General features: G+C 75.2%; 16 protein-coding genes. 5 read left to right on the top strand and 11 right to left on the bottom strand.

Features of this window, described 5'->3' with window-relative positions:
* Positions 1-39 precede the first annotated feature (39 nt).
* Complete coding sequence (hrcA, locus tag G6R13_RS07855; RefSeq protein WP_036317200.1) at positions 40-1,053, bottom strand: heat-inducible transcriptional repressor HrcA; 1,014 nt, start codon at positions 1,051-1,053, stop codon at positions 40-42.
* 170 nt (positions 1,054-1,223) lie between these two features.
* Here hrcA and G6R13_RS07850 point away from each other — a divergent pair, with 170 nt between their 5' ends.
* Both G6R13_RS07850 and G6R13_RS07845 read left to right on the top strand, forming a co-directional pair.
* A complete protein-coding gene (locus G6R13_RS07850) occupies positions 1,224-2,084 on the top strand; it encodes a DUF3097 family protein (RefSeq protein ID WP_010078617.1) in 861 nt (286 codons plus the stop codon).
* A gap of 94 nt (positions 2,085-2,178) precedes the next feature.
* A complete protein-coding gene (locus tag G6R13_RS07845; RefSeq protein ID WP_002854682.1) occupies positions 2,179-2,598 on the top strand; it encodes a DUF4870 domain-containing protein in 420 nt (139 codons plus the stop codon).
* A 15-nt stretch (positions 2,599-2,613) separates the two neighbouring features.
* Here the strand turns inward: G6R13_RS07845 and hemW are convergent, their stop codons facing one another.
* A complete protein-coding gene (gene hemW / locus G6R13_RS07840; RefSeq protein ID WP_159833171.1) occupies positions 2,614-3,894 on the bottom strand; it encodes a radical SAM family heme chaperone HemW in 1,281 nt (426 codons plus the stop codon).
* Positions 3,895-5,754, bottom strand: coding sequence for a translation elongation factor 4 (gene lepA, locus G6R13_RS07835; RefSeq protein WP_010078615.1), 1,860 nt, complete (start codon positions 5,752-5,754; stop codon positions 3,895-3,897).
* Between the two features lie 111 nt (positions 5,755-5,865).
* Between lepA and G6R13_RS07830 the strand changes: the two genes are divergently transcribed.
* Together G6R13_RS07830 and rpsT are read left to right on the top strand one after the other, a co-directional pair.
* Positions 5,866-6,528, top strand: coding sequence for a type II toxin-antitoxin system PemK/MazF family toxin (locus G6R13_RS07830; protein WP_010078614.1), 663 nt, complete (start codon positions 5,866-5,868; stop codon positions 6,526-6,528).
* 195 nt (positions 6,529-6,723) lie between these two features.
* Complete coding sequence (rpsT, locus tag G6R13_RS07825; protein WP_002854699.1) at positions 6,724-6,990, top strand: 30S ribosomal protein S20; 267 nt, start codon at positions 6,724-6,726, stop codon at positions 6,988-6,990.
* Positions 6,991-7,092: 102 nt separating this feature from the next.
* On the opposite strand, the gene holA is transcribed toward rpsT, so the two are convergent.
* The 6 genes from holA to G6R13_RS07795 form a co-directional block, all read right to left on the bottom strand.
* Positions 7,093-8,112, bottom strand: a complete 1,020-nt coding sequence (gene holA / locus G6R13_RS07820; protein WP_049146780.1) for a DNA polymerase III subunit delta — start codon at positions 8,110-8,112, stop codon at positions 7,093-7,095.
* Between the two features lie 10 nt (positions 8,113-8,122).
* Positions 8,123-10,690, bottom strand: a complete 2,568-nt coding sequence (locus tag G6R13_RS07815) for a ComEC/Rec2 family competence protein (RefSeq protein ID WP_240335722.1) — start codon at positions 10,688-10,690, stop codon at positions 8,123-8,125.
* 29 nt (positions 10,691-10,719) lie between these two features.
* Complete coding sequence (locus tag G6R13_RS07810; RefSeq protein WP_163721333.1) at positions 10,720-11,577, bottom strand: ComEA family DNA-binding protein; 858 nt, start codon at positions 11,575-11,577, stop codon at positions 10,720-10,722.
* 129 nt (positions 11,578-11,706) lie between these two features.
* Entirely contained in the window at positions 11,707-12,681 is a 975-nt protein-coding gene (locus G6R13_RS07805; protein WP_141842953.1) for a DegV family protein, read from the bottom strand.
* Positions 12,682-12,727: 46 nt separating this feature from the next.
* Positions 12,728-15,235: a leucine--tRNA ligase gene (leuS, locus tag G6R13_RS07800; protein ID WP_163721332.1), complete on the bottom strand. Its 2,508-nt coding sequence runs from the start codon at positions 15,233-15,235 to the stop codon at positions 12,728-12,730.
* A 157-nt stretch (positions 15,236-15,392) separates the two neighbouring features.
* Positions 15,393-16,718 carry a hypothetical protein gene (locus G6R13_RS07795; RefSeq protein WP_163721331.1) on the bottom strand — a complete coding sequence of 442 codons (1,326 nt, stop codon included), beginning with the start codon at positions 16,716-16,718 and terminating at the stop codon, positions 15,393-15,395.
* 207 nt (positions 16,719-16,925) lie between these two features.
* Here G6R13_RS07795 and G6R13_RS07790 point away from each other — a divergent pair, with 207 nt between their 5' ends.
* Positions 16,926-17,981: an alpha/beta hydrolase gene (locus G6R13_RS07790; protein ID WP_158184428.1), complete on the top strand. Its 1,056-nt coding sequence runs from the start codon at positions 16,926-16,928 to the stop codon at positions 17,979-17,981.
* Between the two features lie 66 nt (positions 17,982-18,047).
* Here G6R13_RS07790 and G6R13_RS07785 read toward each other — a convergent pair whose 3' ends face one another.
* Both G6R13_RS07785 and metK read right to left on the bottom strand, forming a co-directional pair.
* Positions 18,048-20,111: a primosomal protein N' gene (locus G6R13_RS07785; protein WP_163721343.1), complete on the bottom strand. Its 2,064-nt coding sequence runs from the start codon at positions 20,109-20,111 to the stop codon at positions 18,048-18,050.
* Between the two features lie 112 nt (positions 20,112-20,223).
* Complete coding sequence (metK, locus tag G6R13_RS07780; RefSeq protein WP_078025470.1) at positions 20,224-21,486, bottom strand: methionine adenosyltransferase; 1,263 nt, start codon at positions 21,484-21,486, stop codon at positions 20,224-20,226.
* Positions 21,487-21,492 lie beyond the last annotated feature (6 nt).

The raw sequence follows: 21,492 nt of genomic DNA, 5'->3' as shown, positions 1-21,492 counted from the left end.
CGATGCGGGACGGGGCCCGCCAGGACGCGTGGAGGCGCGTCAGGTGGTCAGGATGCGGGAGAGATAGCGGGCGATCGCCCGGACGGCGGCCATGGTGCCCGGGTAGTCCATCCGGGTCGGACCGATGACGCCGACCTTCGCCACGGCGCCGGGGCCGTAGGCGGCCGCGACCACCGAGGTGTCCGCGAGCGATCCGGCGTTCTCGGACCCGATCCGCACGGACACCCCGTGGGCGTCCTGCTCCATCTCCGTGAGCAGGCGCAGCAGCACCACCTGCTCCTCGAGCGCCTCCAGGATCGGCCCGATGGACGCGCCGAAGTCCCCCGGGGAGCGGGCCAGGTTGGCGGTGCCGGCCAGCACGATGCGGTCCTGCCGGCCGGCCTCGAGCAGGTCGTGGACGGCCGCGGCCACGAGGGCGGCGGACTGCCGGTGCTCCGGGCGGACCCGGGTGACGACGTCGTCCACCACGGTGGCCGCCTGCACCGGACCGAGCCCCAGCAGGGCGTCCAGCAGGAGGCCGCGGAGCACGGACAGCTCCGCCTCGTCGACCGGACGGTCCAGCACGGCGTGCCGCTGGTCCACCCGCCCCGTGGACAGGATGAGGACCACGAGCACGCGCGTGGGCGCGAGGGAGACCAGTTCGAGGTGGCGGATCGTGGAGCCGTCCTCGTGGGGGAACTGCGCGACGGCGACCTGCTGGGTCAGCTGGGCCAGGAGGCGCACCGTGGACTCCATCATGTGCTCGGTGTCCGTCTCCGGGTCCAGCAGGGTCCGCACGGCCCGGCGCTCGGCCGGGGACAGCGGCTTCACCTCGGAGAGGCGGTCGACGAACACGCGGTAGCCCTTGTCCGTGGGGACGCGCCCGGCGGAGGTGTGCGGGGCCACGATGAGGCCCTCCTCCTCGAGCGCAGCCATGTCGTTGCGCACGGTCGCGGAGGACACGCCCAGGGCGTGCCGTTCCACGAGCGCCTTGGAGCCCACGGGCTCGCGCAGCGCCACGTAGTCCTCCACGATCGCCTGGAGCACCTGCAGGCGGCGGGGCTGCTCCGACATCTCGGTCCTCCTCTGGTCCGTCGGGATCCGGGGCGACCCCGGAGGTGCCCCTGGCTGGCACTCCGGCGGGTCAAGTGCCAATGCTACCGTCCGACCCGGGGGACGACCCGACCGGCCCGCACGGCTTCGCTCACGGTGATCGCCCGCCCCCGTTGCTACCGTGCTCTCCCATGGACTGGAGCAGCTGGGGCCCCGCGGGCCACGACGACCTGACGCGCCGCCCCGCCCGGACCGTCCCCGATGTGCCCGCCACCCCCGGCACGGTGGTCGAGGACGTGGCCTCCGGGTTCACCGGGGCCGTGATCGGCATCGAGCGCTCCGGCGGCGTGCACGTGGTGGTCCTGGAGGACCGCCGCGGCGTGCGCCGCGGCTTCCCCCTCGGCGGCGGCTTCTGGATCGACGGCGAGCCCGTGACCCTGGTCCCCCCGACCGCCGCGGCCCCGGCGGCGCCGGCCCGCACCGCCTCCGGCTCGCGACGGGTCGAGGGGGCGCGGGCCCGCACCGCCCGCGCCTCTCGCATCTGGGTGGAGGGCGTGCACGACGCCGAGCTGGTGGAGAAGGTGTGGGGCGAGGACCTGCGCCTCGAGGGCATCGTCGTGGAGCCCCTGCACGGCGTGGACGACCTCGCCGGGGCGATCCGTGCGTTCGCCCCCGGTCCGCGGCGCCGGCTCGGGATCCTCGTGGACCATCTCGTCACCGGGTCCAAGGAGGAGCGCCTCGCGGCCGAGGCCATGCGCGTGCCGGGGGCCGCGGGCAACGTGCTCATCCTCGGTCACCCCTACGTGGACGTCTGGCAGGTCATCAAGCCCTCCGTCCTCGGCATCCCCGCGTGGCCCGTCGTGCCGAAGGGGCAGGACTGGAAGACGGGGATCCTGCGGGGACTGGGCTGGCCGCACGGGAGCAAGGAGGCCACGGGGCTGGGGTGGAAGCGGCTGCTCTCCCACGTCACCACGTACGCGGACCTCGAGCCGTCCCTGCTGGGCCGCGTGGAGGAGCTCATCGACTTCCTCACCGCCGCACCCGAGCACTGATCTCGGCGCGGCCCCCGCCCGCCCGCGCTATGCTGGCCCATGCCCTGCGCCCGGTCCCCGGCGCGCGGGTCCCGCGATCCAGGAGGAGCCCCTCGTGAACACCCGCGCGCAGCCCGACGCCGGCCGCACCGGCCACGGCCCGCCCGCCTGGCTCGTCTCGGCCGGCGGCCGCGGCGCCCCGCTCACGGCGAAGCAGGACCGTGACCGCGCGGCGCTGGCCCACCTCAGTCTGGCGTTCGGCGTGCTCGGCCCGCTGGTCGTGTGGCTGCTCTACCGCGACCGCGGCCCGTTCACCTCGCAGGAGTCGCGCGAGGCCCTGAACTTCTCCGGGCCGCCCACGCTCATCACGCTCCTGTTCTTCTTCCTGTCCCTGCTGCCGGTGGTCGGCCCGATCTTCGCGATCCTCGGCGCGCTCACGTGGGCCGCCATGGCGGTCTACGGCGTGATGGGCGCCTCGCACGTGTCCAAGGGCCGTCCGTTCCGGTACCCGTTCAACCTGCGCATCCTGCGCTGACCCGGGGCCGGCCGGTCAGAAGCCGGCCAGCGCCCGGACGATCGCGTCGTTGCGCAGCCGCCCCTCGAGCGTGGGGACGATGCGCCCGTCGACGGCGGCGCGCCCGTCCAGCAGGCCCGCGGCGATGAGTTCGGCGATCGCCCCACGGATCCGCGCGGCCTCCCCCGGCGTCTCCGAGACGAGCTCCGCGGTCGGAAGCCCGCCCACCGTGCGCACCGCGAGCATGATGCGCTCGAGGCGCCGCGCGTCGGCGTCGGGCCGCTCGCGGCCGACGGCGGGGGTGACCCCTGTGGCCAGCCGCTGCGCGTAGGCGGCGGGGTGCTTGGCGTTCCAGAACCGGACCCCGGCGAGGTGCGAGTGCGCACCCGGGCCGATCCCCCACCAGTCCTGGTCCTCCCAGTACGCCACGTTGTGCCGCGCACGGTGGACGCCGGAGCCCTGCGGGTCGCGCGCCCAGTTGGACACCTCGTACCAGCGGTAGCCGGCGGCGCTGAGCAGCTCGTCGGCGAGCAGGTACTTGTCCGCCTGGTCGTCGGGGTCCACGTCCGCCACCTCGCCGCGGGCCACCTGGGCCCCGAGCTTGGTGCCCTCCTCCACGATCAGCGAGTACGCGCTCACGTGGTCCGGGCCCAGGGCGACGGCGGCCTCGAGCGTGGTCCGCCAGTCGGCGAGGGACTCCCCCGCGGTCCCGTAGATCAGGTCCAGGGACACCTCCAGGCCGGCCTCGCGGGCCGCGGCGACGGCGGCGGGGACGGACTCGGGCCGATGGGTGCGCTCGAGCGTGGCGAGCACGTGCGGCATCGCGGACTGCATGCCCAGGGAGAGACGGGTGAAGCCGCCGGCCGCGAGCTGGCGGGCGTACTCCGGGGTGATCGTGTCCGGGTTGGCCTCGGTGGTCACCTCCGCGCCGGGCGCGATCCCGAACCGGTCCACCGCCGCCTGGAGGATGCGCACGAGGTCCGCGGCCGGCAGGAGCGTGGGCGTGCCGCCGCCGAAGAACACCGTGTGCAGCGGGCGGGCGGGCACGTCCGAGGACGCGAGCACGTCCGCGGCGAAGTCCAGCTCCGCGACCGCCGACTCCCAGTAGTCGCCGCGACCCGCGCCGGGGCCGAGGTCGACGGCCGTGTACGTGTTGAAGTCGCAGTAGCCGCAGCGCACCGTGCAGAACGGCACGTGGACGTACAGGCTGAAGGTGCGCGCCGCGCCGTCGCGGGCGGCCGCGCGCACCCGCTGCCCGACGTCGGCCGGCAGCCGGCCGTCGTCGGGGACGGGCTCGCCGAGGGGCAGGGCGGGCACTTACTTCTTCGCCGCCTGGTCGGCGCCGGCGCCGTCCGAGGACAGGGCGGCGATGAAGGCCTCCTGCGGGACCTCCACCCGGCCGACCATCTTCATGCGCTTCTTGCCCTCCTTCTGCTTCTCGAGCAGCTTGCGCTTGCGGGAGATGTCGCCGCCGTAGCACTTGGAGAGCACGTCCTTGCGGATCGCGCGGATGTTCTCGCGGGCGATGATGCGCGAGCCGATGGCGGCCTGGATCGGCACCTCGTACTGCTGGCGCGGGATCAGCTCCTTGAGCTTGCCCGTCATCATCACGCCGTACGCGTAGGCGTTGTCCCTGTGGGTGATCGAGGAGAACGCGTCCACCTGTTCGCCCTGGAGCAGGATGTCCACCTTGACGAGGTCGGCGACCTGGTCGCCGTCGGCCTTCCAGTCCAGCGAGGCGTACCCCTTGGTGCGGGACTTGAGCTGGTCGAAGAAGTCGAACACGATCTCGGCCAGCGGGATCCAGTAGCGGATCTCCACGCGTTCCTCGGAGAGGTAGTCCATGCCCTTGAGATTGCCGCGCTTGGCCTGGCACAGCTCCATGACGGCGCCGATGAACTCGGCCGGCACGATGATCGTGGCCGAGGCCATGGGCTCGCGCACCTCGAGGATCTTGCCCTCGGGGAACTCGGAGGGGTTGGTCACGGTGACGACCTCACGGTCCTCCCGGGTGACCTCGTAGACCACGTTGGGCGCGGTGGAGATGAGGTCGAGGTCGAACTCGCGCTCGAGGCGCTCGCGCACGATCTCCAGATGCAGCAGACCGAGGAAGCCGACGCGGAAGCCGAAGCCCAGCGCGACCGAGGTCTCCGGCTCGTAGACGAGCGCGGCGTCGTTGAGCTTGAGCTTGTCCAGGGCGTCACGCAGCACGGGATAGTCCGAGCCGTCGATGGGGTACAGACCCGAGAACACCATGGGCTTGGGGTCCTCGTAGCCACCCAGGGACTGCTCCGCCGGGTGGGCGTGGTTGGTGACCGTGTCGCCCACCTTGGACTGACGCACGTCCTTCACGCCGGTGATGAGGTAGCCCACCTCGCCCGCGGCCAGGCCCTTGGTGGGCACGGGCTCCGGGGAGGAGACGCCGATCTCGAGGAGCTCGTAGGTGGTGCCCGTGGACATCATGCGGACCTTCTCCCGCGGGGAGAGCCGGCCGTCCACGACGCGCACGTACGTGACGACGCCCCGGTAGGTGTCGTACACGGAGTCGAAGATCATCGCGCGGGCCGGGGCGTCCGCGTCCCCCTCCGGGCCGGGGATGGCGCGGACCACGCGGTCCAGCAGCTCCTCGACGCCGACGCCCGTCTTGCCGGAGACGCGCAGCACGTCCTCGGGCTCGCAGCCGATCAGGGAGGCCAGCTCGGCCGCGTAGCGGTCCGGATCCGCGGCGGGCAGGTCGATCTTGTTGAGCACGGGGATGATCTCCAGCTCGTGCTCCATGGCGAGGTAGAGGTTCGCCAGGGTCTGGGCCTCGATGCCCTGGGCGGCGTCCACCAGCAGGATCGCGCCCTCGCACGCGGCCAGCGAGCGGGAGACCTCATAGGTGAAGTCCACGTGCCCGGGGGTGTCGATCATGTTCAGGGCGTAGTCCACCCCGTCCACGGACCAGGGCATGCGCACGGCCTGGGACTTGATGGTGATGCCGCGCTCACGCTCGATGTCCATGCGGTCCAGATACTGGGCCTTCATGTCGCGGGGCTGCACGACGCCGGTGGCCTGCAGCATGCGGTCCGCCAGCGTGGACTTGCCGTGGTCGATGTGGGCGATGATGCAGAAGTTGCGGATCACCGAGGGGTCGGTGGCAGCGGGCACCGGGGGGTTCGACGCCAGGGGCGACACGGGCACTTCCTCTACGGGTGACGGGGACGGGGCTCTGACCGCCTAGTCTGTCATGTCCCGCCGCCGACCCGACCCGGACGCCGGGCCCGCGCGTCCACTAGATTCACGCCCATGGCCTTCGACCTGCATCGCGCCCTGTCCCTCGGCCGCCGGACGGCACGCCTGATCGGCGCCCTCCGCGACGACGCCCGGCCGCGTCGAGCCGCCTCCGAGGCCGGTCGACGGGCCGGCGACCGGAGCGGCCCGTCGCCCTTTCCGGGCCCGCCCGGGCCTCCCGGGCCCGCGTGGGACCCCACGGAGCCCACCGACTCGTGGCCGATGCCCGGGCCCGGGCAGGAGCGCCGGCCCCGGCGACAGGACGCCGGCCGCCACGCGTCCCTGCCGGACTTCACCGGGACCGTCCGCGTCGAGTACGCGCCCGTGCCCGGGCCGACGGCCGGGCCGGGCGAGGTCGTGTGGACCTGGGTGCCGTACGAGGAGATGGACGGCCGGGGCAAGGACCGCCCCGTGCTCCTGATCGGCCGGGACGGGGCGCACCTGCTCGGGCTCATGCTGACCAGCCGGGACCGGAACAACGCCCTGGCCCGGGACGAGGACTACGTGGACGTGGGCGCGGGCGCCTGGGACCGGTCCGGCCGCGCCTCGGAGGCGAAGCTGGACCGGGTGGTCCGCGTGGATCCGGCCGCGGTGCGCCGGGAGGGCGGCGTCCTGGACCGGGCGGCCTTCGACCGGGTCACGGCCGCGCTGGCCCGCGCCCGGCGGCGGGGGCGCTGAGTCCGCCGCGCGGATCGCAGGGTCTGGGTGGTAGGATCGTCCGCATTGTGTCCGCCGGTCGACGGGCACCCCCGGAACGGGTCATCATCGGTGTTCCCCACGCCGCTCAGTCCACGGATCCGGGCACCCTCCACGACCCCCTGTTCATGCGGCGCCCGGACCCTCGTCCGCGCCGCCGACGACGAAGGACCCGATTTGGCTAACATCAAGTCCCAGAAGAAGCGCATCCTCACCAACGAGAAGGCGCGCCAGCGCAACGTCGCGGTGAAGTCCGAGCTGAAGACCGCCATCCGCGCCGTGGACAAGGCCGTCGCCGCCGGCGAGGCCGAGGCCGCCGCCGCCGCGCTGCGCACCGCCTCCCGCAAGCTGGACAAGGCCGCTTCGAAGGGCGTCATCCACAAGAACCAGGCCGCGAACCGCAAGTCCGGCATCGCCGCCCGCGTGAAGGCCCTCCTCGGCTGATCCACGCCCCCCGGCTGTGACCGCGGCCCCCGCCCCGAGCGATCGGTGCGGGGGCCGCGTCGTGTCCGGGCAGCCCCCGTCGCGTGCCGTCCGGCGGCGCCGTCAGCGGCTGACGGCGGTGGCCACGCGGATGACCGCGCGCTCGACGGCGAACTCCGGGTTGCGGGAGGCGCCCTTGGCCTCGGCGTCGGCCTGGGCGATCCACTCCACGGCCTGCGCGATGCCGGCCGCCGTCCAGTGCCGCGCCGCCTGCTGGATGTAGCGCACCTGGAACGGGGCCACCCCGAGCAGGGACGGCAGCTCGGCGGCGGGCCGGCGGGCGTCGATCATCCGTGCCACCTGCCGCGCCTTGAGCGCGAGCGCCGCGGTGATCATCACCGGGTGCACGCCGGTGGCCATCGCGTGCCGCACGAGGGACACGGCCCTCGCCGCCTGCCCCTCGAGCGCCGCGTCGGCCACCGCGAAGCTCGTGGCCTCCACGCGGCCGCTGTAGTAGGTGTCCACGGTCTCGACGGTGACGACGCCCTCGGTGTCGTCGACGAGCTGGGCGCACGCGGCCGCGAGCTCCGTGAGCGAGGCGCCGGTGGCGCGGATGAGCGCGCGGGCCGCCTCCTCGTCGATGCGTCGACGCCGGTCGCGGAACTCGGCCTGCACGAAGGCCAGCCGCTCCTCGTCCTTCTTCAGCGGCACGCATTCGACCACCGTGCCGGCCTGGGCGACGGCGTCCAGCAGCTTCTTGCCGCGGTTGCCGCCGGTGTGGCGCAGCACGAGCGTGACGTCCTCCGCGCCCGGGCCCTGCTGGACGAGGCGCAGGGCGTCCTCGAGGAACGCGTCGTTCATGGCCTCGAGGCCCTCGACCGTGATGAGGGTGGGCTCGGCGAAGAGGGACGGGCTGGCCGCGGTGGCCAGCTGGCCGGGCTGGTACTCCCCCGCGCGGAGCCGGTGGATCTCCAGCTGGCCGTGGCGTTCGCGCAGAGCCTGGGTCACGCGGTCCGTCACCCAGCGGGCGGCATGGTCCTCGGGCCCCTTGAGGAGCATGAGCGGGGCGGGCTCGGCTCGCCGCCAGGCCAGCGGGTCGGTGCGGCCGGCTCGGCCGGAACGGGGGCTGCGGGCGGCGGACATGCGTCCCATCCTAGGGTCCGGTGCGGACGCTCGAGGGCGGGCGGACGGTGTGAGCCGTGATCTCGGGCGCGCCGTCGGGGTCGGGGCCGTCCGCGGCCGTGAGGGCCAGCGTGCCGTGCAGGTCCGTGCGGGCCACCGGCCCGAGGCGGCCGAGCGCGTCCACCGTGGCCCGGTGGGGGTGGCCGTACGGGTTGTCGGCGCCCACGGAGACCACGTGCAGGCGGGCGCCGGCCGCGCGCGGCACGGCCGTCCCACCGTTGCGAGCCCCGTGGTGGGCGACCTTGAGCACGTCCACGCGCGGCGGTGCGGCGGCATCGGACCGGCGCCCCGCGACCCACGCCGCGGAGGCGTCCTCCTCCATGTCGCCGGTGACCAGCGTCGTGACCGGACCGGCCCCGCTCTCCACGGTGACCAGCACCTGCGCGGAGGCGTCGTTCTCCTCGGCGGCCCGCGCGTCGGCGAGCAGCACGTGCCACCGCACCGGCCCGGCCGTGCCCGTCGCGCCGGTGCGGAGCCGTGCCGCGTCGGCGGGCGGGTCGACGCCCTCCGCCTCCCCGCCGCGCCCTCCCCTGCCCTGCGCCGGCGCGTCCCGGGTCGCGTAGTGCACCGCCCCGGGGGAGGCGCGGTCGACCACGCCGGCCAGCCCCCCGGCGTGGTCGGCGTGCAGGTGGGTGAGCAGCACGGCGTCCACCCGGTCGACGTCGAGGTCGTCGAGACAGCGACGCGCGAGCCCCGGCTCGGGCCCGACGTCGACGACGACCCCCGCGCGCGGGCCGGACCGGAACACGGCCATGTCCCCCTGGCCGACGTCGCAGAACGCCACCGCCCAGTCCGGCGGGGCCGCGCCCGAGGCCCGCGGCACGAGGACCGCCCCGACCGCCCCCGTGGTGGCCGCGGCCAGCGCGGCGGCGAGCACGACCAGGGCGGGGAGGCGCTCGCGGGTCCGCGGCGCGCTGCGGCCGACACGCCGCACCGGGGCGGTCCGGCGTCGTTCGAGCAGGAGCACGGCGGCGAATCCGAGGAGCGTCGCGGCCACCAGCAGGACGCCCAGCCCGGCACCGAGGGCCCCGGCCGGCCACGGACGCAGCGCCCCGGGCAGCGAGGCGCTGGTGTGGGCGACCCACCCGATCCAGGCCGCGGGCCACTGGATCACGGCCACGAGGGCGGCGGCGATCCCCGGCGCGGGCAGTGCGAGGGCCGCGGCGAGGGTGCCCAGGACCGTCACGGGCGGCACGGCCGGGGCGGCCAGCAGATTGGCCGGCACCGCGTAGGCCGACACCTCACCGGTCATGGCCAGGATGATCGGCTGGCAGGCCAGGTGGGCGGCCACGGTCACCGCGAGCGACGCCGAGAGCCACCGCGCCACGACGTCGGGCAGCACCCGGCCGAGCCCGGCGTGCAGCGCACGGTCGAGGGGCGCGCCGCCCAGGACGATGCCCGCGGTCGCGGCCAGGGAGAGGTGGAAGGCCGGTTCCACGGCGAGGGCCGGCACCGCGACGAGCAGGGCCGTGCCGCCCACCGTCAGGAGTCCGAACGCCTGCCGCGCGCGGCCGAAGAACACCGCGAGGGCTCCGAGAGCGCCCATCACGGCCGCCCGGAGCACGGACGGCTCCGGCCCCACCACGACCACGAACACCCCGAGGACCGCCAGCCCGGCGCTGAGGACCACCGCCCGGTGCACCCGCGCGCAGCGCAGGGTGATCGCGACCGCGCCGAGGATCATGGCCACGTTGGCCCCGGACACGGCAGACAGGTGCGACAGGCCCGAGGCCTTCATGGCGTCGTCGAGGGCGGCCCCCTGGGCGGAGCGGTCGCCCAGCACCAGCCCCGGGATGAGCTCCGGCGCCGCGCCGACCGTACCCTCCGCGGACTGACGGAATGCGGCGCGCAGCGCCTCCCGCCGCGGCGGGCCCGGGTCGCCGCCGGTGGCCCCGCCTGCCGTCTCCGCCCCGCCGGGGCAGGGACCCGGCTGCGGGACGGCCGCGGCGGCCAGGAACACGGTGGAACCGGACCTCGACGGCCGGGCCACCACGCACACCCGCGATCCCGGCCCGCCGCCGGGGGCCGCCGTCCCGTCCGACGGCGCGGCGATCGTCGCGGGCGGTGGGCCCCCGCCCGTGAGTCGGGCCGTCACGGCGGCCTCGGGGGCCCGTGGCGGGTGACCGAACGTCTCGACCCGCACGGGAACGCTCCAGCGCGGGCCGAAGGTCGCCTCGCTCCGGGTGGCGGGCCCGTCCAGGGTCAGCTCGAGCCGCAGCGGCGAGCCGGCGTGCACCGCGCCGGTCCAGCCGCTGCCCTCGGCCGCGGCGGCGGGCCCGGCCGAGTGCTGCAGCATCAGGGCCGCGGCCACGCCGGCCAGCGCCGTCGCGGTGGCCACGCCCCGTATCCGACCGGTCGAGCGGGCGGCCCCCAGGACGGCGGCCGCGGCGACGGCCAACCCGGTGAGGGCCGCCGCCGAGCGGGCCGGGGCGTTCCAGCCGACGCCGAGGATCCCGAGGGTCAGGCAGGCGAGCAGGGCGGGCACCCACCGGGCGTCGAGCGGGCCGGGCACCTCGCGGTGGCGGGCGCGGCGGTCCACGGGATCGCTGGACGGACCCGGGGCCGGGCTCACCACGAGACGTGGTCACGCAGCCGGTCGAGCGTGGCCGGGCCGATGCCGGGCACCGCGTCCAGGTCCTGCAGGCCGGTGAACGGGCCGACCGTCTCGCGGTGGGCGATGATCTTCTCCGCCGTGGCGGGGCCGACGCCGGGCAGGGTCTGCAGCTCCGTGGCGTCGGCGGTGTTCAGGTCCACGGTGTCGCCGGACTCGGCGCCGCCCGGCTCGCCTCCGGCACCGGCCCTGCCCGTGGTCGGCGTGGGCTGCGCCTGCGCGGCCCCGGCCACCCGGTCCAGGGCATCCTGCGGCGTGTGGGCGGAGGGGACGAGGACCTGTTGGCCGTCGTCCAGCGGGGCCGCGAGGTTGATGCGCTCCGCCCGGGCGTGCCGGGTCGTGCCGCCGGCGGCGCGCACGGCGTCGGCCACCCGGGAGCCCGGCGCGAGGCTGACCACACCCGGCCGGGCGACCTCGCCCACCACGTGCACCCGCAGCGGGCCGGACCCGGCGGGGCCGGACGTCTCCCCCGACGGCCCCGCCTCCGGCGTCCGCGCGTCGGTGCCCGCCGCCGACGGGGCGGTGGAGGGAGCGTCGGTCTGCGGGATGCCCGCACCGGCCGCGGCCGCCGGGATCGCCGAAGGCGGCGCCGGGGTGGTCAACCAGGCCACCGCCCACCAGGCCGTGGCGGCGACGAGCAGCACCGTGACCGCCAGCAGGGCCGGCCGCCACCGCAGCACCGGGCCCCGGGGCGGGGTGCGCTCCCACCGGGACGCGGCGTGCGGGCTGGCCGTGTCGACGTCGGGGACGGCCGAGGGCGCGGGGTCCGGGGCGAAGGCGGGCGGATCGTCGCAGAGGCGGTGGCTGGGGCTCATGCGGGCAGTCTGCGTCCCCGCGTCTGAGCCGGGCGCGTCCCGCACCCGGCCTGGGGATCGCCACCGCGCTCCAGGGCGGTGTGCAGGAACGGACGCGCCCGTCTCCTCAGCGCTCCCGCACGGGCGGCCTCAGTCCCCCGAGCCCCCCGTGGGCGATTCCAGCGGGCAGATCACCACACCCAGGGCGCCCAGGCCCAGGTGCGCGGCGAGCACGGCGGGCAGCTCGACGACGGGCACGGGGGTGGTGGAGATCGGCTGGAGCCGCTCCGCGAGCTGCCCGGCCGTCTCGGGGTCGCCGTACTCGTGCACGGCGATCCGCACCGGGTCCCCGCCGGCCCGCTCGGTCGCGAGCTCCACGAGCCGGTCGACGGCGCGGGCCGCGGACCGCGGGCGGTCGACCAGGCCGATCGCGCCGTCGTCGACCGCCATGACGGGGCGCACCTGCAGCAGGGTGCCCAGCAGCGAGGCGAGCCCGCTGATCCGCCCGCCCCGGCGCAGCTGCTCGAGGCTGGGCACCGTGAACAGCACGTGGCTGGAGTCCACGGTGGCCTCGAGCCGCTCGCGGATGCGGGCCACGGGCATTCCCACCCCCGCGTCCACGGCGGCGTCCACCACGGCCGTGCCCAGCGCGAAGCCCACGGTGCGCGAGTCCACCACGGTCACCGGGCGCTCGGCGTCCGCGGCGGCCAGGCGCGCGGCCTCCACGGTGCCGGAGAGCTCGCCGGACAGGTGGACGGAGAGGATGCGTGCGTAGCCGGCGCGGGCCAGCTCGGCGTAGGCCGTCCGGAACGCACCCGGCGAGGGCCGCGAGGTGCGCACCGGAGTGCCGGCGGCCAGGGCCAGCGGCAGCTCCAGCGCGAGCTCGTCCGTGCCCTCCGTGTGGATCTGCTCGCCCACCATGACGGGCAGCGCCACCTGGCGGATCCCGGCGGCCAGGCCGTGTCCGAGGACGGCGTCGGGCAGGGCGGCGGCCGAGTCCGTGACGACGGCCGTGCGGTCCCGGCGGGGCGGGCGCAGCCCGTAGCGCGCCCGCCCCGCCAGCTGGGAGCGCCGGGAGCGCAGGCGGACGAGCGCGTCGTCGCGCCACTGCTCGATGCGCGCCACGGCCTGCCTCCTCTCCCCCGGCCCGGTCGCGGCCGGTCTCACGGGGTCAGCGGATCACCAGGTTCACGAGCTTGGGCTCGCGCACGATCACCTTGACGATCTCGGCGTCCCCGATGAAGTTCCGCACCTTCTCCGATGCGCGGGCGCGCGCCTCGAGGTCCTCGGCGGAGATGTCCGCGGGCACCTCGAGGGTGTCGCGGACCTTGCCCTTGACCTGGACGACGGCCGTGACGGTGTCCTCGACCAGCAGCGACTCGTCCACCGCGGGCCAGCCGGCGCGGACCACGGAGGGCTCGTGGCCCAGCAGGACCCACATGTCCTCGGCCGTGTACGGCGCGACGAGGGAGAGCAGCACGGCCACGGCCTCGGCGGCCTCGCGGACGGCGGGGTCGGCCGCGCCGGCGCCGGCGTCGATCTCCTTGCGGGCCGCGTTGACCAGCTCCATCGTCTTGGCGACGACCACGTTGAACTTGGCGTCGTCCAGCAGCTGCTGTGCCTGGTGCACGGCCCGGTGCGTCACCCGGCGCAGGGCCACGGCCCCGTCCGCCGGGTCCGTGCCGGCCGGGGCGCCCGTCGCGCGGACGTCGCGGGCCAGGCGCCACGCGCGGGCCAGGAACTTGCCGGCCGCCCCCGGGGCGACGTCGGCCCAGTCCACGTCGTCCTCGGGCGGCGAGGCGAACACCATGGTCAGGCGCACGGCGTCGACGCCGAACTCGTCCAGCTGGTCGCCCAGGTCCACACCGTTGCCCAGCGACTTGGACATGGCCTTGCCGCCGTTGAGCACCTGGCCCTGGTTGAGCAGGGCGCGGAACGGCTCGGTGAAGGGCACCAGGCCGAGGTCGTGCAGGGCCTTGGTGAAGAAGCGGGCGTACAGCAGGTGCAGGATCGCGTGCTCCACTCCGCCCACGTACTGGTCCACGGGCAGCCAGCGACGCAGGGCCTCGGGGTCGAAGGCGCGGGCATGGTCGTTCGGGGACGCGTAGCGGAGCACGTACCAGGACGAGTCCACGAACGTGTCCATGGTGTCGGTGTCCCGTCGCGCGGGGCCGCCGCACTGCGGGCAGTCCACCTCGACCCACGACGTCGCCGCGGCCAGGGGCGACTGGCCCTTCGGGGCGAGCTGCTCGCCCTTGAGGTCGGTCGGCAGGGTGACCGGCAGCTGGTCCTCCGGCACGAGGACCTCGCCGCAGTCCGGGCAGTGCACCACGGGGATCGGGGTGCCCCAGAAGCGCTGACGGGAGAGCAGCCAGTCGCGCAGGCGGTAGGTGGTGGTGCCCCGGCCGGTGCCGCGCTCCTCCAGGATCTCGATGGCCCGTGCGATGGCCGCGGCCTTGTCCAGGCCGTCGAGCTCGCCGGAGTTCACCAGGATGCCCTCGCCGGTCGTCGCGACGCCGGAGACCGCCGGGTCCTCCTCGCCGGTGTCCAGCACGGTGCGCACGGGCAGGCCCATGGCGCGGGCGAAGTCGAGGTCGCGCTGGTCGTGGGCCGGCACGGCCATGATGGCGCCCGTGCCGTAGTCGGCCAGCACGTAGTCCGAGGCCCAGATCGGCAGGCGTTCACCGGTCAGCGGGTGCACGGCGTAGCGGCCCAGGAACACGCCGCTCTTCGGGCGGTCCGTGGCCTGGCGGTCGATGTCCGAGACCTTCTTCAGGTCCTCGCGGTACGCCTCGAGTTCGGCCCGCACGTCGTCGCCGGCGAGCTCGGCGGCCAGCGGGGCGTCGGCGGCGACCACCATGAAGGTCGCGCCGTACAGCGTGTCCGGCCGGGTGGTGAAGACCGTGACGACGGGGCCGTCCTCGACCTGGAAGTCGACGTGGGCGCCCTCGGAGCGGCCGATCCAGTTGCGCTGCATGGCGAGCACGCGCTCGGGCCAGTGACCGGTGAGCTGGTCCATGTCGTCCAGCAGCGCGTCCGCGTAGTCGGTGATGCGGAAGTACCACTGGTTCAGGGTCCGCTTGGTGACCTCGGTGCCGCAGCGCTCGCAGCGGCCGTCCACCACCTGCTCGTTGGCGAGCACCGTCTGGTCCTGGGGGCACCAGTTGACCGGGGAGTCCTTCCGGTACGCCAGGCCCTTGCGGTACAGCTGCTGGAACAGCCACTGGGTCCACCGGTAGTACTCGGGGTCCGAGGTGTGCAGCTCACGGGACCAGTCCACGGCGATGCCGTACCGCTGGAAGGAACGCTTCTGCGTCTCGATGTTCGCGTAGGTCCACTCGGCCGGGTGGACGTCGCGCTTGATGGCGGCGTTCTCGGCCGGCAGGCCGAAGGAGTCCCAGCCGATGGGGTGCAGCACGTCGAAGCCGCGCTGCATCCAGTGACGCGCGACGACGTCGCCCATAGCGAACGCCTCGGCGTGCCCCATGTGCAGGTCGCCCGAGGGGTAGGGGAACATGTCGACCACGGTGCGGGTCTCGGAGCCGTCCTCGCGGGGGGCGAACGTCCCGGCCTTCTCCCAGTACCCGGCCCAGCGGGCCTCCACGTCGCGGAACGAGTACTCCGCGTCGGCGGGGATGCTGGGGGTGGCCGGCACGGCGCTGTCGGGGGTCTGGCTCACGGCGGTTCGAATCCTCACGCAGTCGGGACGGGGCGCCGGCCCTCAGGCGGCGCGGTCGGGGCCGGCGGCACGGCCGGCCACCCCATCCTACGGCGACGGCGCCCCGGCCCGGTCGCAGGGCCGCTCCGAGACGCCGTGCCCGGCGCCGGAGGCGCGTTCACGGGGAGGCACTGCCGCCTGCCGGACGCTCGGGCCCGGCGTCGGGACCGTGGCGCACCTGGTCGGAGGTGACCGTGTCGTCCTCCTCCAGCACCTGGGCGACCTCGTCCTCGAGGGCCTCCGTCACCGCGCCCGGGGCCGCCACGGAGTCCCCGACCGCCTCCTGCAGCTGCACGGCGTGCTGGGCCGTGAAGGTCTTCTCCGGATGCTCACGCAGCCGGAGCAGCGCGAGCAGGCGCAGGCGCAGCCCCGACTCGGCGGTGATCTGCCGGCGGTGGGTGAGCCACCAGACGAGGAGCACGAGCGCGAGCACGATGCCCAGGTGGCCCAGCGCCGGGTAGACGACGTTCATCAGGTCGCCGAAGCCGACGAAGCTCACCGCGTAGGCCAGCAGCGTGACGCCGGCGAACACGGGGCGGTAGCGGCCCGGGTGCTCGGCCGTGAGGCGGCGTCCCAGCGCGTAGAACATGCCGATCGCAGTGTTGTAGATCATCAAGTAGATCACCACGACCATCGTCCAGCCCAGCCAGGGTGCGATCGAGGCGAACAGCCGCAGCATGGGGACGTCGGCGCGGCCGATCTCGGCGTAGCCGAGGTAGAGCAGCGTGGAGGCCATCAGGAGCAGGACGGTGTACATCAGGCCACCGGCGAGGCCGCCGAGGAACGCCTCGCGGGGGTGGGTGATGGACCCGCCGATCACGAGGCACATGGACACGGCCATCACGACGACGAGGCCGAAGTAGTTGACCGAGGACAGCCACCACGGGTCCACCGGCGTGGTGGCCTGGACGGCGAGGGACTCGTGGGCGGTGAAGCCACCCTCGTGGGTGGCCAGGACGTGGACGAACCCGGCCACGACCGCGACGATCACCAGGGGTGTGATCAGGGAGATGATCGCGGAGACCTTTTCCACGTCCAGCATGCCCGCCACCACGACGAGCAGGGTCATCAGGGTGGAGCCTGCCCACGTCGGCCAGCCGAACTGCTGGGCGAGCGTCGAGCCCGCGCCGGCGAGCATGACGACGCCGATCGCGAAGAGCGTCACCGTCACCACCACGTCCAGGATGCGGGCCATCACCGGGTGCGAGACGCTGCGGAAGACGACCTTGTGGTCGGCCGCCAAGAACACGCTGCCCAGCTGGAGGATGACGGCGCCGCCGGCGGTGACGAGCAGGCCGGCCAGGCCCGCGCCCACGATGCCGATCCAGCCGAAGCCGACGAAGTACTGGATGACTTCGGCACCCGTGGCGAAGCCGGCGCCGACCAGGAGACCGACGAAGGCGAGGGCGATCTTGAGGGATCTGAGGGCGACGGGGTGCTGCACGCACGGACCTTTCGTGGGGGACGGGGCGCGCCCGTCCGGGCGCCGGGGCCGAGGACGGGACGCAATACCGTAGGCATCCGCGCACCATCCTGGCCAGGACCAGGAGTCGCCGGGTTCCGGGCAGCGTGGCCTCAGGTCCAGCAGCAGCGTGCGGGAGGCGTGGGTGACGTCGGTGAGGTTCCACACCGGCCTGGCTAGGGTGGGGACGTGCCTGTCCCGACGCCGCCCGCCGCCCCGGGCCCGCCCGTCCGCCTGCGCGATCTGCTGCGGCCGCCCGCGGCGCCCGCCGATCCCCGCGTGCTGACGGGCCACGTGGCCCGGACGCCCCGCCGGCGCACCCTGGCGGTCCCGGACCCCGTCCGCAGGACCCCGTCGTCCGTGGCCGTGTGGGAGTACGCCCCCGTTCCGGAGGCCGCGCCGGGATCGCGAGGCGCACCCGAGGGAGACCCGGCCGCTGCCCCGCTCGTGTTCGTGCACGGCTTCCGCGGGGATCACCACGGCCTCGCCCTGCTGGCCGACGCGCTCCCGGAGCATCCGATCCACTCGATCGAGCTGCCCGGCTTCGGGGACTCGGAGCCCTTCCCTCACGCCGAGCACACCGTGGCCCATCACGCGGACGCGGTGGGCGCCGGCGTCGCCGCCCTGGGTCTGCCGGCCGCCCCCGTGCTGGTCGCACACTCCTACGGGACGACGGTGGCGGCCGAGCTGGCCGCCCGGGACCCGTCCCGGTGGGCACGGCTGGTCCTGCTCAACCCCATCGCCGAACCCGCGCTGCAGGCGTCCGCGTCTGTGACGAGTCGGGTGCTGGCGGCCGTCGCCGAGGGGTACTACGAGGTCGCCGCTCGCCTGCCCGAGCGCCCGGCGCGGCTGCTGCTGGGCGCGCCGCCGGTGGTGTGGGTGACCACGCTCGCCATGACCCGCACCAGGGACAGGGATGTCCTCGCGTACACCCATGACCAGCACCGGCGTCACTTCTCGGGCTTCGCCTCCGCGCGCATGCTCTCCGAGGCGTACCGCGCCTCGAGCACGGGCTCCGTGGCCGACGTCGCCGCCCGCCTCACCCTGCCGGTGCTGCTCGTCGCGGGGCGAGAGGATCCGCTGGGCTCGGTGCCGGCACAGAAGGCGCTCGCCGCGGCGATCGACGCCGGCGGCGGCACGGCGGAGCTGCACGTCCTCGACGGCGTCGGGCATCTGCTGCACTACGAACGCCCGGCCGCCTGCGCGGCGCTGATCCGCGACTGGCTCCGCCGCGCCGGCCGCTGACGCCGTCATCGCCCCGGCATCGCCGCGCTCCTGTCCATCGGGCTGCGGGTCGGTCCAGCCGCCCCCTCAGAGCACCCCGGCCGGGTCGAGCCGCACCCGCACCGGGGCGGTCTCGCGCCGGGCGCTCGCCGCGGACCGGGCGGCGCGCAGGGCGCCGACGGTGGCTTCGGCCGCCGCGTACGGGAAGATCAGCAGGGCGCGGGAGCGGGTCTCGTCGGCGGGGTCCGGCACCGGCCCGATCCAGGGCAGTCGCGCCGGGCCGCCGTCGAGCGGGGCCGAGTGCGGATCCTCGTGGATGTCCTCGTCCGGCCGCTCCCGGCGGGCGGCCTCCACGAGCTCGAGGTACTCCGCGACGGCGGCGGCGTCCCCCGAGACCTCTGCGAGTCGGCCGGCGGGAGGCAGGTGCAGCTCGCGCCGCTCGGCGACCTGGCGCGCGGCGAAGCCGTCGGGGTCCCGGCGGACGAGCGCGTTCACCGCCTCCGACGCGTCCGCGGTGACCACCACGACGCCCCCGTCGGAGGCGGGGCGGACCAGGCAGGCGGCCGCGAGCCAGCGGGCGAGCACGCGGCCCGGCACCTCGAGGCCCTCGCGCTGGAGCTGGCTGTCCCCGTCGAGCAGCAGGGCGGCCGCGTAGCCGTCGGGCGTCACCGGCTCGGCCCCCACGGTCGCCACCACCAGGGAGGGCCCGGGCGGCACCGAGCCGAGCATGTGCTGCGCTGAGGAGGCGTGCACGGGCACGCGCGGGAACGCCCGGCCCAGCTCCTCGGCCGTGCGGTCCACGCCGCGGGCGCCGGCCCGCAGCGTCGTGCCGCCGCACTCGGTGCACCGGAAGCCGCGCTCCCGGGTGCCGCACCACCGGCACGCCACCTCCCCGTGCCGGGCGGCCCGCGCGTCGCGGAAGCCCAGCGGCCCCGCACAGACACGGCAGCGGGCGGGCGTGCGGCACCGCTCGCACACCAGGGCGGGGATGAATCCGGCCCGGGCCACCTGCACGAGCACCGGGCCCGGCCGTGGTCCGAGCAGCGCGGCGCGGGCGGCGGCCCAGGCGGCCTGCGGCAGCCGCGCCCGCTGCGCGAACGGGTCGCGCGCCGTCTCCCAGGCGTCGGCGGTGGAGACGACCCGTGGCCCGAGCTCGCGCTGGGCCGCACGGGAGGGGCCCAGGTGCAGCAGCCAGCCCGACTCGACGAGCCGTTGCACCGGGACGGACCGGGAGGGCCCGGCGAAGAGCAGCGCCGCGCCGGTCGCGCGGGCTCGCTCCAGCACGACCTCTCGGGCATGGAAGTAGGGCGCGCGGGGTTCGGCCCACGCGTCGTCGCCGTCGTCCCAGAGCACCACCAGCCGCAGGTCGCGCACGGGCGACCACACGGCGGCCCGGGTGCCGGCCACGATGCGCCGGGTGCCGCGCAGCGCGGCCAGGTGGGCGCGGTACCGGGGCGTGTTGCCGTCCTCGGAGCCGATCCGCGCGTAGGCGTCCTCGCCCACGTGCTCGTCGAGGGCGGCGCAGAGCCGGTCGAGGTCGCGGTGGTCGGGCACCAGCAGCAGGACGCCGCCGCCCGAGGCGGCCACCGTGCGCGCCAGGGCGGCCAGCGCGTCCGCCTCCTCCCATTCGAACAGACGCGAGGGCACGACGGCGGCCGCCCGCGCGGCGTCCCCGGCCAGCACGGCGGACACGAACGCGGTGCCCCCCTCGAGGGACTCCCACACCGTGGGCACGAGGCCCTCCTCCGCCGCGGGCGGCTCCGGACGCTCGGCGTCGGTTCCGGTCAGCGTCACGGGGTGGTCCGCCGCGGCCTCCGCGTCCTCCGCCAGGGCGGCCTTCTCGACCTGCGCCACGCGCGGGGGCACCGCGGCCCGCAGGACGTCCGTGACGACGCCGGCCTGGCGGCGGGCCACCGCGCGAGCGGTCGCCAGGACCTCCTCCGTCAGCGGCGGGATGACGGTGAGTACGCCGGTGAGCTCGGTGAGCTGGGCGCCGGTGGCCGGCTCCTGCTCCCGCGAGACGAGCCAGCCCGTCATGGCCCGTCCGCCGAAGCGGACGGACACGCGGGAGCCGGGGACCGCCCGAGCGTCCAGGGCCACGGGCACGAGGTAGTCGAACTCGCGGTCCAGGTGCGGCACGGGCGAGTCCAGCAGGACGCGTGCGATCGGCCGCTCCGGCCACCCCTCGGCCCGCTCCGGCAGCCGGGGTGCGTCCTCCGGCTCCGGGAGGGCGAACAGCGCGTCCGTGATGCCCGCCCCCGGGTCAGAGGCCGGCGGCAGCGCGCAGCTGCTCGACGCGGTCCGTGCGCTCCCACGTGAAGTCGGCGTCGTCCCTGCCGAAGTGGCCGTTCGCTGCGGTCCGTCGGTAGATGGGCCGCAGGAGGTTCAGCTCCTTCACGATGGCGGCCGGACGCAGGTCGAACACCGCGTTCACGGCCTCGATGATCTTCTCCTCCGGCACCGTGGCCGTGCCGAAGGTGTCCACGTACAGGCCCACGGGCCGGGCCGAGCCGATCGCGTAGGCCACCTGGAACTCGGCGCGCGAGGCGAGGCCGGCGGCCACCACGTTCTTCGCCACCCAGCGGAGCATGTAGGCGGCGGAGCGGTCCACCTTGGACGGGTCCTTGCCGGAGAAGGCGCCGCCGCCGTGCCGGGCCATGCCGCCGTAGGTGTCCACGATGATCTTGCGACCGGTGAGGCCGGCGTCGCCCACGGGCCCGCCGATGACGAACTTGCCACCCGGGTTGATGATGATCCGCATGCCGGAGGTGTCGAGGCCGGAGCGCTCGATGACGGGTCGGATCACGTGCTCCTCCACGTCCGCCCGCAGCTGCTCCTGGGTGACCCACTCGTGGTGCTGCGTGGAGACCACCACGGCCTCCACCGTGGTGGGCACGTGGCCGGGCGCGTAGCCGATGGTGACCTGCGTCTTGCCGTCCGGCAGCAGGTACGGCATGGGCGTGTTCTCCGCCCGACGCACCGCGGTGAGCCGCTCGGAGAGCCGGTGCGCGAGGTAGATGGGCATGGGCATGTACGCCGGGGTCTCGTCCGTGGCGTAGCCGAACATGATGCCCTGGTCCCCCGCGCCCTGCTCGTCCACCTCGTCCGCCGAGCCGTACTCGCGGGTCTCGAGGGACCGGGAGACGCCGGCGAAGATGTCCGAGGACTGCTGGCCGATGGAGATGTTCACGCCGCACTGGGCGCCGTCGAAGCCGTTGGCCGAGGAGTCGTAGCCGATGTCCAGGATGGTCTCGCGCACGATTTTGGGGATCTCCACGTACGCCGAGGTGTTCACCTCGCCGGCCACCTGCACCAGGCCCGTGGTGGTCAGGGTCTCCACGGCCACCTTCGCCGACGGGTCGGCGGCGAGGATCGCGTCCAGGATGGCGTCGGAGATCTGGTCGCAGATCTTGTCGGGGTGGCCCGCCGTGACGGACTCGGAGGTGAAGAGACGGAGCTCTCCGCCGCCCACCCCCGAATACGGGTCGGCGTGGCGGGCGGGGCTCAGCGAGGCGGCATCGGTCATGCCGCA

The organism is Micrococcus sp. Alg238-R198 (assembly GCF_900537135.1).
In the GTDB taxonomy this organism is placed as follows: Bacteria; Actinomycetota; Actinomycetes; order Actinomycetales; family Micrococcaceae; genus Micrococcus; species Micrococcus luteus.
This window is presented reverse-complemented; position numbering and strand designations above follow the sequence as displayed.